Source organism: Campylobacter sp. RM9334, assembly GCF_020138145.1.
GTDB lineage: Bacteria > Campylobacterota > Campylobacteria > Campylobacterales > Campylobacteraceae > Campylobacter_E.
In genome coordinates this window covers 1-20,489 of record NZ_JACGAX010000029.1, presented here as the reverse complement: position 1 = coordinate 20,489, position 20,489 = coordinate 1, and the positions used below count along the sequence as shown (strand labels likewise).

Below are 20,489 nucleotides of genomic sequence, written 5' to 3'. Positions count from 1 at the left end.
TACTCCGGATTTTTGAAAAATTTTATAATGTTACTTCACTCATTATAAGCCCATCAAAACGCTAAAATCCCTACAGCTTAGGTATTTTAGGGGTTTTCTTATTGTAGTCCTAACTTATTTACCATTTTAGGTAGTCGGTATCCACCACCTTTTAGGTGTGGGGTTAAGAGCTTTTATTAATATTTTAATGATATGATAACAATAACGAGCTACAAAGCTTACGCCCTTAATGGGTTCCCACGCTAGTTCGTGGGATAACTTCTTTATTAATTTTTTCTACAATTTTACAAAAATCATCATTCGTTATTTTGATACTTGACAAACTTATAATTCTTTTATTATCAAATATCCTTATTTGATTTAGCAATAAGGCTTGTTCAGTTTTATTCTTATCAATTATTATCATTTTATGCTTATTTGCCTTGCTTGTTTTTGAACTTAGAGGAACGCCTAAAAAGGCTTTATTGTTACTAATGTAAAAAGTATTTAATACCAACACAGGTCGCTTAAAATTATCTCCTTTACCATAAATCTCACAACCTATATTTAAACCTACATTGACCCAATAAACTTTACCTATTTTTGCATTACTTACAAAATCTTTATTATTAATCGCCTTTTTTACTTCATTCCATTCATCGTAATTCATAGAAAATCCTTAATAAACTTCTCTAAATAATCGCCCCACCATTGCATTAATTCCCTTTTAGCTTCTAGCTTATGGCTTCTATCATACACGCCACGAACTCCTCCTACCGTATGAGCTAGGCAAAGCTCTATAATCTCGCTTGAATAATTATTATCGTTAGCTATCGTGCTAAACATTGCACGAAATCCGTGGGGCGTGAATTCATCGTTTGTAATGCCACCACGACGTAAAATCATTCTTAAAGTATTATCGCTAATGTAGGGGTCTTTTTTATTCGTTCGGCTAGGAAACACCCACTCATCATCGCTTTTAAAGATAGTTTTTAGAGTATTTAGTATCTTCAAAGCTTGAGAGTTTAAGGGCAAGTAAAAAGGTTTTTTCATTTTCATTTGTTCGCTAGGAATTGCTAAAACACCATCATCAAAATTAACCCACTCCCAACGCATTGCCCTAATGTTTTGCGTTCTTAAAGCAGTTAAAGATTGTAAAATTAAAGCATATTTATATAATGGATTTGAGTTAGCAGTGCGTATTATATTAAAAAGCCTTTTTAAATCATCATCATTAGTAAGCGTTGCGTGATTTTTCACTTCTTTTTTACCAAGTAATACACTAGGCTTTACTTTAGCTAATGGGCTTACTACCTCATCGCCGTTACAAATAGCAAACTCATATAATTGATTAATCAAAGCAAAGGCACGATATGAAGTTTCTTGTTTATCGCAAGACTTTAAGCACTCTATGATTTGCAAAGCTTTTAAATCAACTATATTAATATTTTTTAAAATATCAAATATTCTAAAAGTACTTATGTATCTTTTGTAAGTTTTATCAGTTACAGCCTTTTCTTTACTTACTAAAAACTCATTAAATAAAGTATCTAGTGTTTTACTAGTATTCATTATCCCACTTGCTAAACTATCAGCCAAAGTTTTATAATCACTTATCGCTTGTTCTATTCCATAGCTTATATTAAAATCATTTAGCTTTTTGATTTTGTCCTTGCCGTTCTCATTGTATCTATAATAAAAAGTTTTGTTCCCATTAGTTCCCACATAAATATAAATATTATTATAAACACTTACTTTATATCTTTTATTTTTAGGCTTTAATGCTTGTATTTGCTTATTTGTCAATGCTTAACCCTTTTTTATGATTGTTCCCAAGTGATTTTTTGTAAAAATCCCAAGTGTTCCCAAAACTTGTTCCCAAAAAATTATACCATTTAGATATTTAATGATAATTAGTGATAAGATAAGTAATTAAACAAACAAGGCTAAAACATCGTATTTAAGGGGTAAAAATACTCTTTAGATATTTAATGATAATTAGCGAAAAATATAAAGTGGTACGCTAGGTAGGAGTCGAACCCACAACCTACAGATCCGAAGTCTGTTGCTCTATCCATTGAGCTACTAACGCAACAAAACTAAAATATGATTTTTTAAAAAAGTGGGGTGAGTGATGGGAATCGAACCCACGACCCTCAGGACCACAATCTGATGCTCTAACCGACTGAGCTACACTCACCATAAATGAAATAATAAAGAAGTGGTCGGGGTGAAAGGATTCGAACCTTCGGCCCCTTGGTCCCAAACCAAGTGCGCTAACCAGACTGCGCTACACCCCGAAAATGTTTTATAAGAAAGGTCGCATTATATATTAACTTTTTTAAAATGTCAAGAAAAAAATAATTTATTCACAAAATATTGCTAAAATTATACACAATGACCCCGTAACTCAGCGGTAGAGTGTTACCTTGACATGGTAAAAGTCGTTGGTTCAAGTCCAATCGGGGTCACCATATTACTTATTCTTTTTTGATTATTCTTTTTATAAAATATGTTTTAATGTTTTTTCTTGTAAAATTTAAATACTTTAAGAAATTATATAAATTTATAAGATTAATATATTTAAAAATAAACAACCGCAAAAGCAGTTGTTTAAAATAACTTGCCTAAAATAAGGCAAATTATAAATAATAAGCTATTAAAGCACCGCCTACTACTAAAGGTATATTGTAGAATATAAATGTAGGGATACATACATCTTTTATGTGATCACTTTGATTATCAGCATTAAGCCCAACGGTAATTCCTAAAGTTGCTTCACTAGCAGGGCTACCTGTATCTCCAACTGCACCAGCACAAGCAATAATGAAAATAATACTTTCAGCACTAAAACCTAAAGCCGTACAAATTGGCACAAATAAAGTCGCAATAATAGGAACAGTTCCAAACGAACTTCCAATTCCAAGAGTAATTAATAATCCTATACACATCATTCCAAACGCTATTATCAATTTATTAGTAGTAATACTTAAAGTAAAATCAACTATTTCTTTAATAGCTCCTGTGCTTTGTAAAACAGCTCCAAAACCACAAGCAATTAACATAATAAATGCCACATAACCCATTAAAGAAAAACCGCCTAAAAATACTTCATCAATTTTTTTATACTCAACTCCACCGCTTACACAAATAAATAAAAAGCCAAGTAAAGCCGAAAGCGGTAAAGAACCAACAAGTATTTGAGTAGTTAAAGTAATTAATAAACCTATCATTACCATTAGTTCTTTTTTACCAAAACTAATATTATCTAAGTTTTCATATTTTGTTTCAAGCTCTTGATATGCTTTAGGTTTTCTATAATAAATAAATGAAGCAAGAAGACCAAAAAACATTATAAAAAACATAAGCCAAACGACACCAGCAACATCACTTTGAGTAACTTTTACTCCATTATCATTTAGCGATTGAGTAATTATATCTTGAAATATAAGACCAAATCCCACAGGTAAAGTCATATAAGGCGTTGTAAGCCCAAATGTTACCGCACAAGCTACAGCACGCCTGTCAATTTTTAGCTTATTAAATAGACTTAGCATTGGTGGGATTAAAATCGGAATAAATGCTACGTGAATTGGAATTAAATTCTGAGAAAAGCTTGAAATTATAGCTAAAGAAAATAGCAATAAAATTCTTTTATCTGACATCTTTTTACTAATAAAATTAACTAAATAAGCAGTTAAATTAGTCCTAGATACAGCAACCGCTAAAGCACCTACTAAAACATAGCTAAGTGAGGTTTGCAAATTGCCACTCATACCACTTATGAATGTATTCATAATATTTTTTAATACTACTAAAATATTATCATCAAAACTAACACTCATAAGTCCTGCTATTAGTCCAGAAACTAAAATAGCCAAAAATACATTAAATCTTAATAGACATAGTCCAAGCATTATAAAAACGCTTATTAAAACAGGGTTTGTTAACATAAATTTTCCTTTAAATTAATTTTGTTTAAATGTTTAAAAATATAAAAAATAATATGATAAAAAAAGTATTATGAAGTCTCAATGCCCTAAGGCATGATGGAAGAAGAAGCTTGTAAATAAATTGTTTGTTAAGACAAATGATAAAACACTCATTTAAAAACTCCTTTTGTAAAATATTTGCGTTATTCAACCTAAAATATTCTGAAATTTTCCTTAAATATTTTATTTTTTTAGAAAAAATCATTAAAATTATCTAAAATTCAATACACTAAAACCTTAAGGAGTAAATATGAAAAAATTAATAATACTTATATTTTCAATATTTGTTTATGCAAATGAAGCACAAATCGCTCTTGATTTAGCAAAAGTTAATGAATATTTATCAAAAATTAGTGCTTGTAGTAATAATAATTTTAAAGGCTGTGATGAAGCAAATAATATAAATAAAATAACTTATATAAAAGAAGCAAAAGACTATATAAACGATGAATGCAAGGCAAAAAATATGGCAGCTTGTTATACAATTTCTACTTTTAGTGATGATGATTATACGATTTTTAATGCCTTAAGACTTGCTTGTCAAAATCATTTTGAATTAGCTTGCACTAAGCTTGTATTAAATTACGAACAAAACTCAACAAAAGCACTAAAAATCATAAAAGCTCAATGTGATAACGAAAATAATCAAAACTCTTGTTATGCAACTGCTAGATACTATAAAGGATTTTTAGATAAAGAAAACGCTATTAAATACGCTCACATTGCTTGTAACAAAAATTTCTTTAATGCTTGCATATTTGAAGCAAGTGTGCATTTAGAAAATAATGACACAAAAAAAGCATTCAATCTTTTAGAGCAAACTTGCAATAAAGGTTATGAAGAAGCTTGTTTTGCTGGAGCTAATGCTTATTTAAATATGGGTAAATTTAAATTAAGTAAAAAATTCTTAGAAAAATCTTGTAATTTAGGTAATCAAATATCTTGCAAAAAACTAAGTGGTTTTTAATATATTTTGAAATTCTAAAAAAGGATAATAATGCTTGAATTTTGGCAACATTTTTATGAAAATACCAATAGAGTTGCATTTAGCATAGGAATGTTTAAAATACATTATTACGCACTTTGCTACATATTAGCATTGCTTATTGCATTATTTATAGGACAAAAATTTGCTCCACGCTTTGGCTTTAGCAAAAAAGAAATAGAAAATTATTTCGTTTGGATAGAAATAGGCATAATCTTAGGAGCTAGAATAGGATATATTTTAGTTTATAGCGATGATAAATTATATTATTTAAGCAATCCTTGGCAAATGTTTAATCCGTTTGTAAATGGCGAATTTGTAGGAATTGCTGGAATGAGCTATCACGGAGCATTAGTTGGTGCGTTAATTGCAACTTATCTTTATTCTAAAAAATATAAAAAAAATATGTTTAAAATACTTGATTTAGTAGCATTATCAGTGCCATTAGGGTATATATTTGGAAGAATTGGAAACTTTTTAAATCACGAACTATTTGGCAGAGCAACTGATGTAGCTTGGGGAGTTTATGTAGGAGATACTTTAAGGCACCCTAGTCAATTATATGAAGCATTCGCTGAAGGTTTAATAATTTTCATTATCATTTACATTTTTTCAAAGAGAATAAAGTTTAACGGGCAATTAATCTGTATTTATGCAATGTCGTACGGGATAGCTAGATTTATTTGTGAATTCTTTAGAGAACCTGATTTTAATTTAGGCTTTATTGCATTAAGCCTATCTATGGGTCAAATTTTGAGTTTAATTATGTTTTGCTTTGCTCTTAGTTTGTATTTTTATTTAAATAAAATTAAAGCTAATCATTAACACGGGGGGGGGTATAATCAAAATTACAATATTTTGATAGTATCAAGATTCAAATCATTTTAAGGAGTAAAGTATGAAAAAACTTTTATTTTTAGGTGCAATTAGTTGCTGTTTATTAGCTGATACAAATATAAATCCAAGCGAACTACCACAAAATATTCAAGACTTTGTAAAAACTCATTTTACAAATGAAAATATAGTTAAAGCTGAAAAAGATTGGGATTCTTATGAAATCAAACTTAGCAATGGAACTGAACTTGATTTTTCTAAATCTGGAGATATTAAAGAAATAGATGGAAAATACTCTCCAATTCCTGATAGCATTATGCAAGATGTTTTAAAACTTGCTAAAGAAAATCAAAAAAATGCGAAATTAATGGAAATTGAAAAAGAATGGAACGGATATAAACTAAAATTTAATAACAATTATAAAGTTTATATAGACAATAACGGAACTATCACAAAAACCGTGCTTGATGATTAAAAACAATAGGAATTTCAATTTGAAATTCCTAAGATTAGGAAAGATATGAAAACACTTAGAAAATTACATTCTTACATTGGAATTTATGCTTGTTGGTTACTTTTTATAATAACCTTTTTTGGAACCATTAGTTATTTTAGAAATGAAATTGATTTTTATATGCAGCCAAAGTTGCACGAAAGCAAAACTATCTTAAATAATGATATAAATGGATTAAGTAGTGCTATTAATTACGCACAAGAAAAATATAAAGATTACGATTTTATATCTATCAAAACTCCTAGTTATTATAATAATTTATATGAGATTAATTATTATAATTCTAATTCAACAAAAGGCGAAAGAAAAAGTAATATAAGCTATTTTGATGGAGAAAATATACTAAATAAAACAAGCACTTTAGGAGCTAAATTTTTAACTAGCATTCATTATAAATTATTGCCTATTAATGGTAGTTTTAAAGATTTCTTAGAAGCAATTGTTAGTATTTTTGCAGCTGGGATAATATTTTTATATATAAGTGGAATTTTGATTTGGAATAAAAAGAATTTCAATAAAATTAATGTGAAAAATGATTTAGCAAGATTATTTGATTTTCACATAGTTGCTGGACTTTTTGTGGGTTCATTTTTATTCATCTTAGCACTTAGTGGAATAGGTATAAATTACATTAAAGATATAGAAAAATTATTTACCACAACTACCACTAAACAAACAAAAACACCAAGTAACACAAATGCAAATAGTGATAAAAGCTTTATTTTTGATACAAATTTAATTAGCAAGGCCATTAATAATTTAGAAAATACAAAAAATATAACAATTGTTTTAAATAAAAGCACAAAAGAATTTGCAATTACTTTAAATGATGATAAAAATATAATGCCATCAATTAATACAAAAAGTAATAAAAGCTATGTTTTTGATAGTGAAGCTAATGTAAAACAAACTCCAAAAGAAAGCAAACTAAGTGCATTTTCATCAATTTATGAAATATTTTTTAATATTCATAGAGTTATGTTTGCTGATTTTCAACTTTATTTTATGTTATTTTTATGTGGAATATTTACTTGCTTATTTATATACAAAGCTTTATTGTTAGCTAGTAAAAAACATAAAGATAATCTACTTTATAAAGCAATTGCTTATGCAGCATTTTATCCATCTTTAAATGCTACTGCTATTTATTTTATCGCTAATAAACTTACTCAAAATATGCAAGTAGAACAATTTGCATTTTTAATAAGCTTTATATTAAGCATTATTCTTAGCTATATTTTTGTAAATAAAACTAAAAATCTAATGATAATTAGCTTAATTATTTTATTGGCATTATTAATATCTGATATTTGTATTAGCGGTTTTGTGTTTATAACAATGATGTTTGACTTTGTTATATTACTTATGATTTTAGGATTAATTATTAATTTAAGGAGAGCAAATGTTAATAATATTAATTAATTTAATAGGAGCAATCTGCCTTAGTATTGATTATAAAAAAGCAAGTTATATTTTATTTGCAATAGCATTTGTATGTGCCTTATATCTTGATGCAAAACTATATAATTTAATGATATTTTTTAGTTCAATTTTTGCATTTTGTATAATTACGATTTGGGCTAAACACCTATATGATTTAAATAATAAAAGCTCTAACATTCGCTAATTTTTAGCGAATGTGGTTTTGGATTAGTTTTTGCTTTATTATTTAAAATCACAAAAGGAAAAATATGAAATTTAGCCAAGATGAGATATTTTCAGCTACTGATGTAGTTCGTAATTTTTCTGCAATTTTAAAAAAAATTGAAGGAAATAAAAAAGTCTTCGTAGTAAAAAATAACAAATTCCAATGTGTTATGCTAAACCTTGCCGAATATGAAAAATTACAAAATGCTTTAGTAATTTTAGAAGCTATTTATAAGGACAAAAAAAATGGCAAGAATTAATATAAAAAATCTCGGGCTAAGTTATCTAATAAGACAAGGAAATGGAGAAAAAGTAGCTTTAATAATGCACGGATGGGGTGCTAATAAAGAACTAATGGAGCAATTTTTCACAAAATCTTTAAGCAAGCATTGTAAGCAAATGATATTTTTAGACTTTGCAGGATTTGGTGGAAGTGATGAGCCAAATTATGCTTTTAACTCTATTGATTATCTTAATTTGACAAATGAATTTATAAAAGCATTAGATATAAAAGTTGATATTTTGCTAGGTCATTCTTATGGTGGCAAAATTGCTTGTCTAATGGCTAGTAAGAATGATTATGATGCGTTGATTTTATGTGCTAGTGCTGGGTTAAAACTACCAAAAAGCCCTAAAGTAAAGCTAAAAATCTTTCTTGCAAAATGCTTAAATAAATTAGGATTTAAAAATATAAGAAGATTTTTAGCTAGTAAAGATGGTGCTACGCTAAGCCCTATTATGTATGAGACTTTTAAAAATGTAGTTGATGAAGACTATCAAAACGAAATTAGCAAAATCAACACGAAAACCTTGCTATTATGGGGCGAAAGCGACACTGCAACACCACTTAGCATAGCAAATAAAATGCAAGGTTTAATCAAAAACTCAAAACTAATTACCTTTAATGGAAATCATTTTTTCTTTATGCAAAATGATTTAACGCCTTTTATTGATGAGTTTTTTCAAAAAGCTTGAAGAATTAGAAATAATTTATTTTAAAGATTGCTACAAATCTTGCAACGGGCATTGCTGTAATATAGATAAGCCTTTTGATACAATAATTCCTATGCTAAGAAGCGAGTATGAATACATTAAAGATAAAACCAATCTAAATCTAGTTGCAAGTATTGCTTACAAATTAAAATGTGAAAAAACAATCACTTTATGCTTTGTCAAATGCTCTTATAAAGGCTTATGCGCTTTTCGTCCTTTAGCTTGTAAGCTATATCCGTTTTTTGCTCTAGTTAATGATGATGGAGTGGTTTTGGATATAAATGCAATTAGCTTATATGATTTATTTTATAAAGATTTTTCATCTCATCCTTGCCCTTTGATAAAGTATGATTTTGATAATTTAAAAGCACAATTTTTATTAAATGTAAAGCAAATCTCAAATGAGCCAATAATAATTTTTATATTTAAAGCATTAGAGCTTTTAGTCAAATACCTTAAACTTTATTTAAAAGATTTATACCTTGATAATTGTGAAAACAAAAAAGAGATTTTGCATAAAAACAATTTCTTAAATGCTTATAAAAACGAAGAATTTAAAAATGAAATAAATGAACTTTATTTAAGATTAAGCCTAAAATATAAAGATAATTTAGATAAATATTTATAAGAATTAAGAAATAAATTCTTAATTCAAATTCTTAGAAATTTTTTAAGTGATAGTTTAATCTATCAACTAATATTTGATGTTTGAATAATTCTCCTTCAAACTTTACACTCTTACACTCTAGCATTTTTAAAGATTTCGCTATCATTGAAGCAATACTATCAACAACACCAAACAAAATCGCAATATCATCAAGTCCGCCTAAACGATATATTAAAATCAATCTAAAAGACTTACTAACATCCATTAAAATAGGTTTTTTAGCTAATTTAAAATCAAGCCCACTAGCAATTCCTATTTCATATTTATTAGCTAAATCAAGAAGTTCAGTTAAGCTTAATTTAAGTCCTAAAATATTTGCCGAGCTTATTAAAATACCACTAAAAGTATTTAAAATCTCGCTATCTCCTTCAAGGTTTAAGCCAAATTTTTCTTTATAATTTGCTAATAACTTAGCGCCTAATTTGTTTTTATTTAATAATTCTGCGTGATTTTTACTTTCAAATTCTAAAAAAGCTGATAATTCATTATTAATATAAATCCCATCATCTCTTACAACAACCTCATCGCCCTTATTAAATCTAGCTAAATCATCATAACACCTTGCTCTTTTAGTTTGTGCGTAAGAACTAGCGAGTGATTGTTCATAAACGCCGTAATTATCCCAAAAATCTCTTTCACTACAGGCAATACAGCCATGCCCTGCTTGAACCGGCCAAGAAGTTTTAGCATTAAACTTTGTCTTAGGACAATTATTAAAAGTATATGGTCCTTTACACCCTACTTTAAACAAACAAGCGCCAGATTTAGCTGCTTCATCTCCAAATTCTTCAACAAATTCCCCACTCTCAAAAGCTATTTTTCTTTCGCACATATCGTGTAAGCATTTTGAATAAGCAAAAGCAGGACGATTATTATCATCTAATGTAGGAGCTTTATCAAAAAACGCAAAATGTAAAATACTAGCAATGATATTGCTCTCACTTGGAGGACAACCAGGAATTAATACAGCACCTTCTAAAATATCTTCAATACTAATAGAATTAGTAGGATTTGGCTTAGCTGCTTGAATGCCACCATAAGATGAGCATGAACCTACAGCATAAACACAACTTGCACGATTAGTTAATTCTTTTAATTTATGTAAAGCAGAGTGAGCCGGAGCCCCACTTGTATAAAACTCATTACTAGCAATAGCACCTTCAACTACTAATAAAAATGGCTCTTTAATTTCTAATAAATCTTCAGCTAAAAATCCACTAGCTGCCATGTAAGTTTCGTGATAGATTAAATCTATAAAATCAAAAATCAAATCATCAAGACCAATACTCTCACTTCTAATAAAGCTCTCACTACAGCCTGTGCATTCGCTAAAATGTAGCCATATTAATTTTAACTTTTTTGCATTGATTTTTTCGTAGATTTCTTTTTCATCAGCTTTCACGCCTAAAGTTTTTAATGTAGATTGAATTTGAGCTAATACATTTGCATTCATAATAATCCTTTATTTAAGCTTAAAATATCAAATTAAATGAATAATAGCGAAATAATTTTTAAAATTAGTAACTTTTCTACTCAAGTTACTAATTTAACTAGCGGTATATTTAAGATATATTTTATATTTACCCCGTTTTAACGGGGCTAAATGAGTTTAGTTTGAAATATAAATACTAACTAAACCAAACTTTAAATATTCTTAAAATTATACTTTTTTTCAAATTTTAATAAATTTTTATAAGTCTTAGTTAAAAATATATCTTAAAAAAACATAGACTTTAAATACTTAGTTAGACCTAAATTCTCTAACATTATTATAAGTATTACAATAGGACAAATAAATCTTATAAACAATAACCATATTTTAAATCCAAACTCACCCATATAAGGAATAAATAAAGTTTTAAGTTTATTCACTTCTACGAAAAATCCTACGAAAATACAAGTAATAATCGCTGATAATGGCATTAAAATATTAGAAGTTAAATAATCTAATATATCAAATATACTTTTATCAAAAAATGTAAAAATTGAAGAATATTCATTATTAAAACCTAAGATACAAAATATCCCCATAATATAAACAAAAATACCTATATAAATTAGAGCAAGTTTTCTTGAAATTCCAAATTTATTTATTAAATAAAAAGCAAAAGGTTCAATCATTGAAACAGCACTAGTAAGCCCAGCAAAAAGTAGTGCTATAAAAAATGCAATCGCAAGTATATTTCCAATAATTCCAAGATTTGAAAATAAACTCATAAGGCTTACAAATATAAGTCCTGGCCCTTGCTCGCTTGCATTTGCTCCATATTCAAAAACAAAGGTAAATACAATAAGCCCCATCATAATACCAACTAAAATATTTATAAAAATAATTGATAAAGTTGATTTAATTACATTTATATTTTCTGGCAAACTAGCAGCGTAAGTTAAAACCACGCAAACACCCATAGAAAGACTAAAAAAGCTTAACCCTAAAGCGTCTAAAATTAATTTTATATTAAGTTTATCTTCAACAAATAAAACAGAAAAATCAGGCTTAAACAAAAAGCTAAACGCCTTAACAAATCCATCAAAAGTAAAACTATATAAAAGCATTAAAATTAATAATATAAACAAACTTGGCATCATCCATACATTCATTTTTTCAATGCCACTTTTAATTCCTTTACTAACAACCCAAAAAATCATAAAAAACACTATGCTAAAGCAAATAATTTGAGATGATAAGTCTTTTGTCAATAAATTACCAAATAAATCTCCAGCTTCGCTAACAGAATTTGGTAAAGCAAAAAAACTAGAATAAATGTATTTTAAAATCCAGCCTATTACAACGCTATAAAAACAAACTATTAAAATAGCTCCTATCATAAAAAATCCTGCAAATCCCCAAGCTTTTTTATTAGATTTTGCTAAATCGCTAAAAGCATTCACAGCGTCTTTTTGAGTAATTTTACCAATACTAAGCTCTCCTAAAAAAACCATAAAAGCTACTAAAAATGTTAAAACTAAATAAAGCAATATAAAAATAGAACCACCATTAGTTCCTACCATTGTAGGGAATTTCCACGCATTTCCAAGTCCAACAGCAGAACCTGCCATCGCTAAAATAAAGCCAATTTTAGAAAATTGTTCTCTCATTTTTATCCTTTAAATTTAAAATACACAATAACAAGCACAGCAAGTGGTGCAACAAATCTTGCAAAAAATATCCATATTTTAAAACCAAGCTCACCCATATAAGGGATAAAGGTTTCTTTTAAATCTTGCTTGCTAATAAAAAACCCAACAAAAATTGCAGCCATAAATGAGCCAAAAGGCATAATGATATTTGAGCTAACATTATCTAAAATATCAAAGAAATTCATTCCAAAAAATGTTAAATTATTTTTATAAGCTTCAATGCCTGAAAATATACATAAAAGCCCTAAAATATAAACAACTACTCCAATTAAAACAATAGCTTTTATTCTTGAGAAATTGAATTTATTTATTAGATAAAATACAAAAGGCTCTATCATTGAAACCGCACTAGTAATCCCTGCAAAAAATAAAGCTATAAAAAATGTAACAGCTAATATTTTGCCTAAAAGTCCAAGTTTTGCAAAAAGCGAAATCAAAGAAATAAAAATAAGCCCAGGACCTTGTGCACTAGGGTCAGCATTAAACTCAAAAATAAAACTAAATACAATAAGCCCCATCATAAGACCTATTAAAAGATTTATAAAAATTATATAAAAAGTTGAACTTACAAAATTAGTTCTTTCAGGTAAGCTAGCTGAATAAGTAATAATGCTACCTGCTCCAATACTTAAAGAAAAACAAGCAAGTCCTAAAGCGTCTAAAAAAGAATCTTGATTAATCTTGCTAAAATCAGGCATAAATAAGAAATTAAAAGCGTCTTTAAAACCATCTTGAGTAAAGCTATAGCAAAGCATTAATAAAAGCATTATAAATAATGTTGGCATCATAAATACATTTAGCTTTTCAATACCATTTTTAACACCTTTTGCCACCGTGTAAAAGGCTATAAAAAACACTATACTAAAACATATTATCAAAGCACTTAAATTAGTTTCCACTAAATTAATAAAAAGCTCTTTATTATCAGCGATTTGAGTGCTAAGTGTATTTATATTAAAAATAGTAGATAGTGAATAATAAATATAATAAATTATCCAGCCAATAATCACACTATAAAAACTAACGATTAATAAAGCCCCAATCATTGTAAAGCCTACTAAAGACCAAGGTTTTTTATACTTAGGTGCTAAAAAATAATAAGCACTAGCAGGGTCAAGTCTTGATGCTTTACCGATATATAACTCGCACAAAAATATAACAAATCCAACGCCTAAAGTAAGCAAAATAAACAACATTACAAAGGCTGAACCACCATTAGTTCCTACCATTGTAGGGAATTTCCACGCATTTCCAAGTCCAACAGCAGAACCAGCAACTGCTAAAATAAATCCAATTTTAGAAAATGTATTATTCAAAATAAGCCCTTTTTTTGGTTTTTTAAGGTTAAAACTTTCATTCTATAATAATTTTTAAAAATTTGTATAAATAAAAATTAAAAATATATAAAAAAAGGCAAAAATTTGTGTAAAAATACTAAAGAATTTACATACAAACTAATCTTAAGCTATGATGGTTCAAGATTTTTTGGTTCAGCAAAGCAACCAAATTTAACTTGCGTTCAAAATACACTTGATAATGCTTTAAAATGTGTTGGGGTATTTAAGCCTAGTATATTTGCTAGTAGGACTGATAAAGGAGTGCATGCAAATTGCAATGTGGCAAGAATTAGTTCAAGTTATAAATTAAATAAAGATTTTGTATTAAAAAAACTCAACAATACTCTAAATGGTATTTATATAAAACATATAAAAGAATGCGAATTTGAACCTAGATTTGATGCAAAACTTAGAAGCTATAGATATATAATCTCGCCTTATTTTAACGCCTTTAATAAAGCATATTGCTGTGATTACTCAAAAGAAATTGATATTCAATTATTAAAAAACGCTTTAAAAGTATATGAAGGAGAGCATGATTTTGCTAATTTTTGTTTAAGCCTTGATGATGATAAAAATAGCATTAGAACTATTTATAAAACTAGAATTTATAAGTATAAAGATTTGGTTGTTTTGAACTTTTTTGCTAATGGATTTTTAAGGGGTCAGATTAGATTGATGGTTGATTTTTTACTTAAAATAAATGAAAAAAAATTAAGTATAGTTGAATTAAAAGAACAATTAGCTTGCAAGGAAATTCACTCAAGAACCCTTGCAAAACCAAGCGGACTTTATCTTAAAAGCATAATGTATTAGAAGTTATATCCTATACCCACTAATAATTTTGAATTAGAAAAATTACTTCTACCTTGATATTCCACTTTTGCATTTACATATAAATTCTCATTAATATCATAAATTCCCTCAACACCAGCACCAATATATGTGCTACTTAAATCTTGGAAATCATGATGCAAAAATATTTCTCCACCTGCTGTTACATTATCAATAATTTTTACAGAATAATGCACTCCAGCTTGAATACCAAATCCATTTAAAGTAGAGCTTGAAATACCATCATATTTTGGCTTTATTGAATAATAATAAGCTCCAGCTAATATATTTAACGCATCATCTAATTCTTGATAAGGTAAGCCAATCGCATAACCACCTAAAGCACCAAATGAATAAATGTTATATTTATACTTACCATAATAAGTTTTACTCTCTTGCTTTGATACGCTTATATTTGCACTATATACTAAATCATCTATATTGTTATAATTTTTATAATAAATATTAGAATTTAATACATTATCACTTCCCACGCCAAACTCAATTCCCGTATGATTGTAAGCGTTAGCATAAGAACTTAAAAACCCTAAAGTTAAAACAGAATATAAAATCTTTTTCATAATCTTCTCCTAAAATAAAAAAAACGATGAATACTAAATATTTTTAGACAATAAACAGCTATATTTTTTAAAAAAACTAGTAAAAATATATTATTTTTTGTATTATTAAATCACATTTTAAATTCCTTATATTTTGAGTTATCATTTTGTAACCAAAAATAGGAATAATTTTGTCTTATTTTTAAAAAAGGAGATTTTATGAAAGTTAATTTTAAAGGTAGCCCTGTTGCAATTAGTGAAGCAATTAAGCTAGGAGATAGTATTAAAGATACTAAAGTAGTAGGTAAAGATTTAAGCGTAATTAATCTAAATGAAGACGCTATCATAGTAAGCGTTCCTAGTATTGATACAGGTGTATGTGCTAAAGAAGCTAGAGAATTTAATGTAAAAGCTAACAAACTTGGAATGAAAGTTTATGTTGTAAGTATGGATTTACCTTTTGCTTTTGCAAGATTTTGCACTGCTGAAGGCTTAGAAAATATAATTCCAGTTAGTGATTTTAGATACGGCGAATTTGTTAAAAACTACGGCTGTAGAATACAAGAAGGTGCTTTAGAAGGACTTACAACTAGAGCTGTTTTTGTTCAAAAAGGTGGAAAAATAGTTTATAGCGAAGTTTGTGCTGAAATTACAGAACTACCTAATTTTGACGCTTTAGAAAAAGCTCTAGCGTAATTAATAAATATCTAAATCTTAGGATTTAGATATTTTATAATAAACCAATACCATCAATACAATAATCACTATTCCAACATAAATAAAATTATTTAAAACATCATTTATATTATCTACTATCGTTATCAATGGATTAGCCATTAATTTAATTGATAATAATAAAACTTGTATTTTTTTCATATTAATCCTTTAAAAACAAAAATAAACTTAAAATTATAATACAAACCAAACTAGGACAAAATGCGACCTTAAAAATAGCTTAAATTAGCGATAGCATAGATATTTAAGGACTATTTTTTTCACTTAAAGATTGCTTAAAATAATAATTATTTTTTACAATTTTTAAGAAATTGCTAAATTTGTAATTTGCCTATTACATAGAATTTTTAAGTAGATTTTTTTTAACCAATACGCCGATATTTTTTTGTCGCATTTTGTCCTAGTTTGATTTTTTTTGAAAATATTCAATTTTTTTACAAATATTTATCTCATTTATAATTTATAAAAATATTAATTTAAATTCATTCATAATAAAAATATAAAAAACTTGTGAATGTTTAAATCCAAAATATGATTTCAACATTATTTTTTAAAGCTAGTAAAACTAATAAAACAAAATTTAATTTTTACCTATTAAATAAAATCCTTTTGTTTCATCTTTTAAATTACAACTTTTTATATCATCAAAACAACGAATGTTATATAAAAGCTTTATATTATTTTTAGTTTTATTTATCGCATATATTCCTACATCATACTTGTCTTTAGTTTTAATTTCATTTTTTTTAAATAAAGTATAAAGTTCAGAAAATTCTCTTTTAATTGTTTCAATCGCATAAAATTCAATATTATCATTATTATTTTCTATTTTAATCTCTTCAAAAGCATATTGTAATCTTGGGTCGGCTAAATCTTCTTTACTAAATTTAACCACACTACCATCGCCACAAGCGACTAAAAATGTTAAAGTACTAAAGCTTAATAATAATTTTTTCATTATTTATCCTTTTTTTATATTTTTTTTAAAAGAATAATACCCCCCCCCATTCTTAAAAAAAGATTAAAGCACTTAAAAATAATTAGTAAAATCAAATTCTTAATTTAAATTCCTTAAAATTTTTAACACTTATTTTATTTAAAAAGCAGTCATTTAAAATTTCTTACCACTAAATATTATTTTAATAATAATTTTAAGATTTTAATTGCGATTTTATCCTGCAAAATTATTTTATATAGTTTTAAAATCAATCAAACATTTAACAGAATTTAAAAACGAATTTTAGATTTAAATTCCGTGCCAAAAAGCACGAAATTTATAAATTATTAGTTAAATTAAAAATGAAAACCTAAACCAAGATTTATATAAAGGTTATTATTCTTTTGTGAAAATAAATTATCTTTAACACCCACTTTAGTGCTGACATAAGGGCTATAACGAGATGGTGTAGTATTAAACAACATACCTAAAGATATATCATAAGCATTTCTATTCTTTTTCACACCAAATTCATTTTGAACATCTCTAAAATAATTATTACTTAAATAAAAATTATAATAAGCATCAAGAGTTACCATATATTTTTTTGTATCAAATGGTTTGGATAAGGCACTTAAACCAAATTTTAATCCCTTAATATCATAAATAGCACCGCCTCTAATACCCATATTATGATACGCAAGACCACCCATTAAGTTCAAACTAAGCTCATCTTCATATTCATCATTAACATACATTCCATAACCAATCAAAGCACTAAAATCAAATTGATTATTTCTTATAATTGGAATTAAGTCATCAAATCTATCTTTATAATTATTCCAAAAATAATTAGCCTCAAAACTCCAAACAAATTCAGAATCTCTTTCGTGCTCTTTATAAGTTCTAATATAGCCATTAATATCCCAATTATTATTGCCTAAATATTCTTTATTATTGATAATAAACATTGTTTTTGAAGTAGATAAAAAGCCAAAATTAATACCAGAATAAGTTCCCGCATTAGCAGCTACACCTAAAGCACCTAAACAAAGTGTTGAAAACAATAATTTCTTCATTCATTCTCCTTTTTTGATAAAAAAGAAAATAATACCCCCCCCCCATTCTTAAAAAATACTTAATATTGTAAAAATTTATATGATTTGTTTAAGTATCTATAATTATTAAAAAATTATTTTAGATTTAACATAATCAATTAGCTTACATTAAAAAATTTGAGAATATTTTTAAATCAACAAATAAACTTAATAAGCATTAAGCCTAAACAAATAAAGCTAATTAGGAATTAGCTAATTCCTAATCTTGCCTTAGAGTTATCACTAATTTTCATTAATTCATCTAATAATTTATCTTTTTCTTTATCAAAATCAAATTTAAAGCTTTGTTGCATTAATTTTTCTTTATCTACAAATTCATCCATTGAAATTCCATGTTTTTTAAAAATAGCTTGTAATTTAGGGTGGTCAAGCCCTACGCTACCTGATGGTAAATCAAATTTATTCATAAATTCTTTTGATGATTTTTTAGCAAATTCAATTATTTTTAACTCCAAATCAGGTGTGATTTGATAGTTCTCTATGATTTCTTCTGCTACTTTTAAACCTTCATAATCTAAATTATTTTTAACTGATTCTAGTTTTTTAGTCTCAACTATCCCACAAGCTTCTAAAAACATCATTACCCCTACATCTTCTTTAGGTAATCTTGCTATATAATCATCTGAAGTCTCTTTATCTTTTCTAGGAGTATGCCATTCTGTGGGAAAAAATAAACAATTTCCATAGTGCATCCAAGCAAAATCATCTTTAGAATTTGATATACACTTATTAATTAATTCATCATTTATATTGCTTGCTGCTTTACTTTGAGCTTGTAAAGCTTCTTCAAATGAAGCTTTTTTATTATCATTTAAGTTATTTGTCTTAGTAAAAGAACTAAGAACAATCCTATTATTTATTAACATTTGCTCTCCTTTAATTTATAATAATTAAACAAGAGCAAAATGTGTTCCTTATTTAAATAAACAAATAATAAGTATTAAGTAGCTTTAAATATTTAATATTTTAATTCATTCAATAGTAATTATTTAATTAGAAATTAATTCATAAATCAATATAATTCAAATTATTTTTAAGGAGAGTTTATGAAAAAGATATTATTAAGTTTAGCTTTAATTTCAGGCTTATTTGCTGTTGATATTAGTAATATTGATAAAGCTTGTAAAAATCAAGACCAATCAAATTGTGCTTTTGAGCTTGATGAATACTGCAAAGAAGATTTGAAAGCTTGTTATCAATACTCAAAAGATTTATGTGCTAAAGATAATTTTAGTGGTTGTTTAATGACAGCTATTGCTAATGTAAAATTAGTGAAAGAACAATTAATTGATATTAAAGAAGCCTATATTGATGCTCAAAAAGCTATAAGTAAATTATGCGAATTACCAAATATAATAGTAAAAAACGAATCATCTCATAACAAATTTTGCGTTGTAGCAGGAGATGGATTGGTTTTAAAAGATGGTAAAAATTATGGTTTAGAAACAAATCCACAAAAAGCCTTGAGTTATTACAAAAGAGCTTGTGATGCTCAATCTAGTGTGGGTTGTGAAAGATATAATAGTTTAAAAACTTTTTTAAATAAATAATTCTAAAATTATCAAGGAAATGGCTTAAAAAGTCCTTTCCTTTTAAATCTTATTAATATTTACACTTATAAAATGCTTTTTGTTTTATTGCTTGATTATTGTTGTTATATCCTTGATAATACTCATCTTTAGAATACTCAAAAAACTCAAGATAAAAATCTATATGCTTATTTTGTGTTTTTATGTTTTTCATCATATTACAAATTTCATTGCTTGTAGTTCTATCTACATTGTTATAAATATTTAAATGAATATTATTAAAAGACGAATCGTATAAAATATAAGTTCTACTAATACAATCTTCTTTAGAATTGCAATAATTATTTTTAATAAGTTTTTCTTCTATTTTATCAATTGATAAGCTAACAATATTTATGATATTACTATCAGCTTTGCCGTAACTTAAAAAAACTAAAAAACCAATAATAAAAAATATTAAAAAAATCATTATATAAAATATTGTTTTTAACATTTTAAAGACCTTTCTAAGCTTTTAAATCTAGTAATTTATAAGCCTTTAGCTCATCAATTAGCTTTATACTAAACTCGCAAAATTCTTCTAAATTATTTTTGTCTTTTAATTCTTTTTCTTTATCTTCATTTATCTTTAAAGAATTTGAGTTTTTAAATAATTTTATATCTTGCTTTAGTTTTCTTATGTGATTG

Annotated in this window: 24 protein-coding genes and 4 tRNA genes; 12 read left to right on the top strand and 16 right to left on the bottom strand. The window is 26.7% G+C overall.

Features of this window, described 5'->3' with window-relative positions; translation table 11 throughout:
• Window positions 1-226: 226 nt before the first annotated feature.
• From AVBRAN9334_RS09475 to AVBRAN9334_RS09455, 5 genes are all read right to left on the bottom strand, one after another.
• Window positions 227-649, bottom strand: a complete 423-nt coding sequence (locus tag AVBRAN9334_RS09475) for a type II toxin-antitoxin system PemK/MazF family toxin (protein WP_336607674.1) — start codon at window positions 647-649, stop codon at window positions 227-229.
• Complete coding sequence (locus AVBRAN9334_RS09470; protein ID WP_336607673.1) at window positions 646-1,785, bottom strand: tyrosine-type recombinase/integrase; 1,140 nt, start codon at window positions 1,783-1,785, stop codon at window positions 646-648. Before AVBRAN9334_RS09470 ends, AVBRAN9334_RS09475 begins: the two co-directional genes overlap by 4 nt.
• 210 nt (window positions 1,786-1,995) lie before the next feature.
• A tRNA-Arg gene (locus AVBRAN9334_RS09465) sits at window positions 1,996-2,071 on the bottom strand.
• A gap of 31 nt (window positions 2,072-2,102) precedes the next feature.
• A tRNA-His gene (locus tag AVBRAN9334_RS09460) sits at window positions 2,103-2,179 on the bottom strand.
• Between the two features lie 22 nt (window positions 2,180-2,201).
• A tRNA-Pro gene (locus AVBRAN9334_RS09455) sits at window positions 2,202-2,279 on the bottom strand.
• 99 nt (window positions 2,280-2,378) lie between these two features.
• Between AVBRAN9334_RS09455 and AVBRAN9334_RS09450 the strand changes: the two genes are divergently transcribed.
• Window positions 2,379-2,453, top strand: a tRNA-Val gene (locus tag AVBRAN9334_RS09450).
• Between the two features lie 168 nt (window positions 2,454-2,621).
• On the opposite strand, the gene AVBRAN9334_RS09445 is transcribed toward AVBRAN9334_RS09450, so the two are convergent.
• The gene (locus AVBRAN9334_RS09445) at window positions 2,622-3,932 is read right to left on the bottom strand and encodes a Na+/H+ antiporter NhaC family protein (RefSeq protein ID WP_214117416.1); all 1,311 of its coding nucleotides are present in this window, start codon (window positions 3,930-3,932) and stop codon (window positions 2,622-2,624) included.
• Window positions 3,933-4,221: 289 nt separating this feature from the next.
• Between AVBRAN9334_RS09445 and AVBRAN9334_RS09440 the strand changes: the two genes are divergently transcribed.
• The 8 genes from AVBRAN9334_RS09440 to AVBRAN9334_RS09405 all read left to right on the top strand — a co-directional run bounded on the left by AVBRAN9334_RS09440 (window position 4,222) and on the right by AVBRAN9334_RS09405 (window position 9,572).
• The gene (locus AVBRAN9334_RS09440; protein WP_336607672.1) at window positions 4,222-4,938 is read left to right on the top strand and encodes a hypothetical protein; all 717 of its coding nucleotides are present in this window, start codon (window positions 4,222-4,224) and stop codon (window positions 4,936-4,938) included.
• A 30-nt stretch (window positions 4,939-4,968) separates the two neighbouring features.
• Entirely contained in the window at window positions 4,969-5,781 is an 813-nt protein-coding gene (lgt, locus tag AVBRAN9334_RS09435; RefSeq protein ID WP_336607671.1) for a prolipoprotein diacylglyceryl transferase, read from the top strand.
• A gap of 73 nt (window positions 5,782-5,854) precedes the next feature.
• Window positions 5,855-6,265 carry a PepSY-like domain-containing protein gene (locus tag AVBRAN9334_RS09430; RefSeq protein ID WP_214117419.1) on the top strand — a complete coding sequence of 137 codons (411 nt, stop codon included), beginning with the start codon at window positions 5,855-5,857 and terminating at the stop codon, window positions 6,263-6,265.
• 45 nt (window positions 6,266-6,310) lie between these two features.
• Window positions 6,311-7,726, top strand: a complete 1,416-nt coding sequence (locus AVBRAN9334_RS09425; RefSeq protein WP_336607670.1) for a PepSY-associated TM helix domain-containing protein — start codon at window positions 6,311-6,313, stop codon at window positions 7,724-7,726.
• A complete protein-coding gene (locus AVBRAN9334_RS09420) occupies window positions 7,707-7,931 on the top strand; it encodes a hypothetical protein (RefSeq protein WP_214117421.1) in 225 nt (74 codons plus the stop codon). Before AVBRAN9334_RS09425 ends, AVBRAN9334_RS09420 begins: the two co-directional genes overlap by 20 nt.
• A 64-nt stretch (window positions 7,932-7,995) precedes the next feature.
• The gene (locus AVBRAN9334_RS09415; protein ID WP_214117422.1) at window positions 7,996-8,211 is read left to right on the top strand and encodes a type II toxin-antitoxin system Phd/YefM family antitoxin; all 216 of its coding nucleotides are present in this window, start codon (window positions 7,996-7,998) and stop codon (window positions 8,209-8,211) included.
• On the top strand, window positions 8,198-8,926 hold the full coding sequence (locus tag AVBRAN9334_RS09410; RefSeq protein ID WP_336607669.1) for an alpha/beta fold hydrolase: 729 nt from the start codon (window positions 8,198-8,200) through the stop codon (window positions 8,924-8,926). Before AVBRAN9334_RS09415 ends, AVBRAN9334_RS09410 begins: the two co-directional genes overlap by 14 nt.
• Window positions 8,904-9,572: a hypothetical protein gene (locus AVBRAN9334_RS09405; RefSeq protein ID WP_336607668.1), complete on the top strand. Its 669-nt coding sequence runs from the start codon at window positions 8,904-8,906 to the stop codon at window positions 9,570-9,572. Before AVBRAN9334_RS09410 ends, AVBRAN9334_RS09405 begins: the two co-directional genes overlap by 23 nt.
• Window positions 9,573-9,603: 31 nt before the next feature.
• Here the strand turns inward: AVBRAN9334_RS09405 and AVBRAN9334_RS09400 are convergent, their stop codons facing one another.
• From AVBRAN9334_RS09400 to AVBRAN9334_RS09390, 3 genes are all read right to left on the bottom strand, one after another.
• The gene (locus AVBRAN9334_RS09400; RefSeq protein ID WP_336607667.1) at window positions 9,604-11,064 is read right to left on the bottom strand and encodes a hydrogenase small subunit; all 1,461 of its coding nucleotides are present in this window, start codon (window positions 11,062-11,064) and stop codon (window positions 9,604-9,606) included.
• Window positions 11,065-11,327: 263 nt separating this feature from the next.
• Window positions 11,328-12,710 carry a sodium-dependent transporter gene (locus AVBRAN9334_RS09395; RefSeq protein ID WP_336607666.1) on the bottom strand — a complete coding sequence of 461 codons (1,383 nt, stop codon included), beginning with the start codon at window positions 12,708-12,710 and terminating at the stop codon, window positions 11,328-11,330.
• A gap of 2 nt (window positions 12,711-12,712) precedes the next feature.
• On the bottom strand, window positions 12,713-14,068 hold the full coding sequence (locus AVBRAN9334_RS09390; protein ID WP_214150486.1) for a sodium-dependent transporter: 1,356 nt from the start codon (window positions 14,066-14,068) through the stop codon (window positions 12,713-12,715).
• Window positions 14,069-14,173: 105 nt separating this feature from the next.
• Between AVBRAN9334_RS09390 and truA the strand changes: the two genes are divergently transcribed.
• Complete coding sequence (truA, locus tag AVBRAN9334_RS09385) at window positions 14,174-14,905, top strand: tRNA pseudouridine(38-40) synthase TruA (protein ID WP_336607665.1); 732 nt, start codon at window positions 14,174-14,176, stop codon at window positions 14,903-14,905.
• Here truA and AVBRAN9334_RS09380 read toward each other — a convergent pair.
• Window positions 14,902-15,504 (bottom strand): hypothetical protein, encoded by a 603-nt coding sequence (locus AVBRAN9334_RS09380; RefSeq protein ID WP_336607664.1) that lies wholly within the window; start codon window positions 15,502-15,504, stop codon window positions 14,902-14,904. The genes truA and AVBRAN9334_RS09380 overlap by 4 nt on opposite strands.
• A gap of 198 nt (window positions 15,505-15,702) precedes the next feature.
• Here AVBRAN9334_RS09380 and tpx point away from each other — a divergent pair, with 198 nt between their 5' ends.
• Window positions 15,703-16,179: a thiol peroxidase gene (tpx, locus tag AVBRAN9334_RS09375; RefSeq protein WP_214117430.1), complete on the top strand. Its 477-nt coding sequence runs from the start codon at window positions 15,703-15,705 to the stop codon at window positions 16,177-16,179.
• An 18-nt stretch (window positions 16,180-16,197) separates the two neighbouring features.
• On the opposite strand, the gene AVBRAN9334_RS09370 is transcribed toward tpx, so the two are convergent.
• The 4 genes from AVBRAN9334_RS09370 to AVBRAN9334_RS09355 all read right to left on the bottom strand — a co-directional run bounded on the left by AVBRAN9334_RS09370 (window position 16,198) and on the right by AVBRAN9334_RS09355 (window position 19,139).
• Entirely contained in the window at window positions 16,198-16,359 is a 162-nt protein-coding gene (locus tag AVBRAN9334_RS09370; protein WP_336607663.1) for a hypothetical protein, read from the bottom strand.
• 439 nt (window positions 16,360-16,798) lie between these two features.
• Window positions 16,799-17,176: a hypothetical protein gene (locus AVBRAN9334_RS09365; protein WP_336607662.1), complete on the bottom strand. Its 378-nt coding sequence runs from the start codon at window positions 17,174-17,176 to the stop codon at window positions 16,799-16,801.
• A gap of 335 nt (window positions 17,177-17,511) precedes the next feature.
• A complete protein-coding gene (locus AVBRAN9334_RS09360; protein WP_214150573.1) occupies window positions 17,512-18,234 on the bottom strand; it encodes a hypothetical protein in 723 nt (240 codons plus the stop codon).
• A gap of 227 nt (window positions 18,235-18,461) precedes the next feature.
• Window positions 18,462-19,139, bottom strand: coding sequence for a hypothetical protein (locus tag AVBRAN9334_RS09355; RefSeq protein WP_336607661.1), 678 nt, complete (start codon window positions 19,137-19,139; stop codon window positions 18,462-18,464).
• 180 nt (window positions 19,140-19,319) lie between these two features.
• Here AVBRAN9334_RS09355 and AVBRAN9334_RS09350 point away from each other — a divergent pair, with 180 nt between their 5' ends.
• A complete protein-coding gene (locus AVBRAN9334_RS09350) occupies window positions 19,320-19,823 on the top strand; it encodes a hypothetical protein (RefSeq protein WP_336607660.1) in 504 nt (167 codons plus the stop codon).
• Window positions 19,824-19,875: 52 nt separating this feature from the next.
• Here AVBRAN9334_RS09350 and AVBRAN9334_RS09345 read toward each other — a convergent pair whose 3' ends face one another.
• On the bottom strand, window positions 19,876-20,295 hold the full coding sequence (locus AVBRAN9334_RS09345) for a hypothetical protein (protein WP_336607659.1): 420 nt from the start codon (window positions 20,293-20,295) through the stop codon (window positions 19,876-19,878).
• Window positions 20,296-20,308: 13 nt separating this feature from the next.
• Window positions 20,309-20,489: hypothetical protein (locus AVBRAN9334_RS09340; protein WP_336607658.1), on the bottom strand; the 181-nt coding region annotated here is incomplete at its 5' end.

Bases quoted from the DNA above. Each gene is read 5' to 3' on its own strand.
- AVBRAN9334_RS09475 (WP_336607674.1), bottom strand. From the start codon at position 649: ATGAATTACGATGAATGGAATGAAGTAAAAAAGGCGATTAATAATAAA.
- AVBRAN9334_RS09445 (WP_214117416.1), bottom strand. From the start codon at position 3,932: ATGTTAACAAACCCTGTTTTAATAAGCGTTTTTATAATGCTTGGACTA.
- AVBRAN9334_RS09440 (WP_336607672.1), top strand. From the start codon at position 4,222: ATGAAAAAATTAATAATACTTATATTTTCAATATTTGTTTATGCAAAT.
- lgt (WP_336607671.1), top strand. From the start codon at position 4,969: ATGCTTGAATTTTGGCAACATTTTTATGAAAATACCAATAGAGTTGCA.
- AVBRAN9334_RS09430 (WP_214117419.1), top strand. From the start codon at position 5,855: ATGAAAAAACTTTTATTTTTAGGTGCAATTAGTTGCTGTTTATTAGCT.
- AVBRAN9334_RS09425 (WP_336607670.1), top strand. From the start codon at position 6,311: ATGAAAACACTTAGAAAATTACATTCTTACATTGGAATTTATGCTTGT.
- AVBRAN9334_RS09420 (WP_214117421.1), top strand. From the start codon at position 7,707: ATGTTAATAATATTAATTAATTTAATAGGAGCAATCTGCCTTAGTATT.
- AVBRAN9334_RS09415 (WP_214117422.1), top strand. From the start codon at position 7,996: ATGAAATTTAGCCAAGATGAGATATTTTCAGCTACTGATGTAGTTCGT.
- AVBRAN9334_RS09410 (WP_336607669.1), top strand. From the start codon at position 8,198: ATGGCAAGAATTAATATAAAAAATCTCGGGCTAAGTTATCTAATAAGA.
- AVBRAN9334_RS09405 (WP_336607668.1), top strand. From the start codon at position 8,904: ATGAGTTTTTTCAAAAAGCTTGAAGAATTAGAAATAATTTATTTTAAA.
- AVBRAN9334_RS09400 (WP_336607667.1), bottom strand. From the start codon at position 11,064: ATGAATGCAAATGTATTAGCTCAAATTCAATCTACATTAAAAACTTTA.
- AVBRAN9334_RS09395 (WP_336607666.1), bottom strand. From the start codon at position 12,710: ATGAGAGAACAATTTTCTAAAATTGGCTTTATTTTAGCGATGGCAGGT.
- AVBRAN9334_RS09380 (WP_336607664.1), bottom strand. From the start codon at position 15,504: ATGAAAAAGATTTTATATTCTGTTTTAACTTTAGGGTTTTTAAGTTCT.
- tpx (WP_214117430.1), top strand. From the start codon at position 15,703: ATGAAAGTTAATTTTAAAGGTAGCCCTGTTGCAATTAGTGAAGCAATT.
- AVBRAN9334_RS09370 (WP_336607663.1), bottom strand. From the start codon at position 16,359: ATGAAAAAAATACAAGTTTTATTATTATCAATTAAATTAATGGCTAAT.
- AVBRAN9334_RS09365 (WP_336607662.1), bottom strand. From the start codon at position 17,176: ATGAAAAAATTATTATTAAGCTTTAGTACTTTAACATTTTTAGTCGCT.
- AVBRAN9334_RS09360 (WP_214150573.1), bottom strand. From the start codon at position 18,234: ATGAAGAAATTATTGTTTTCAACACTTTGTTTAGGTGCTTTAGGTGTA.
- AVBRAN9334_RS09355 (WP_336607661.1), bottom strand. From the start codon at position 19,139: ATGTTAATAAATAATAGGATTGTTCTTAGTTCTTTTACTAAGACAAAT.
- AVBRAN9334_RS09350 (WP_336607660.1), top strand. From the start codon at position 19,320: ATGAAAAAGATATTATTAAGTTTAGCTTTAATTTCAGGCTTATTTGCT.
- AVBRAN9334_RS09345 (WP_336607659.1), bottom strand. From the start codon at position 20,295: ATGTTAAAAACAATATTTTATATAATGATTTTTTTAATATTTTTTATT.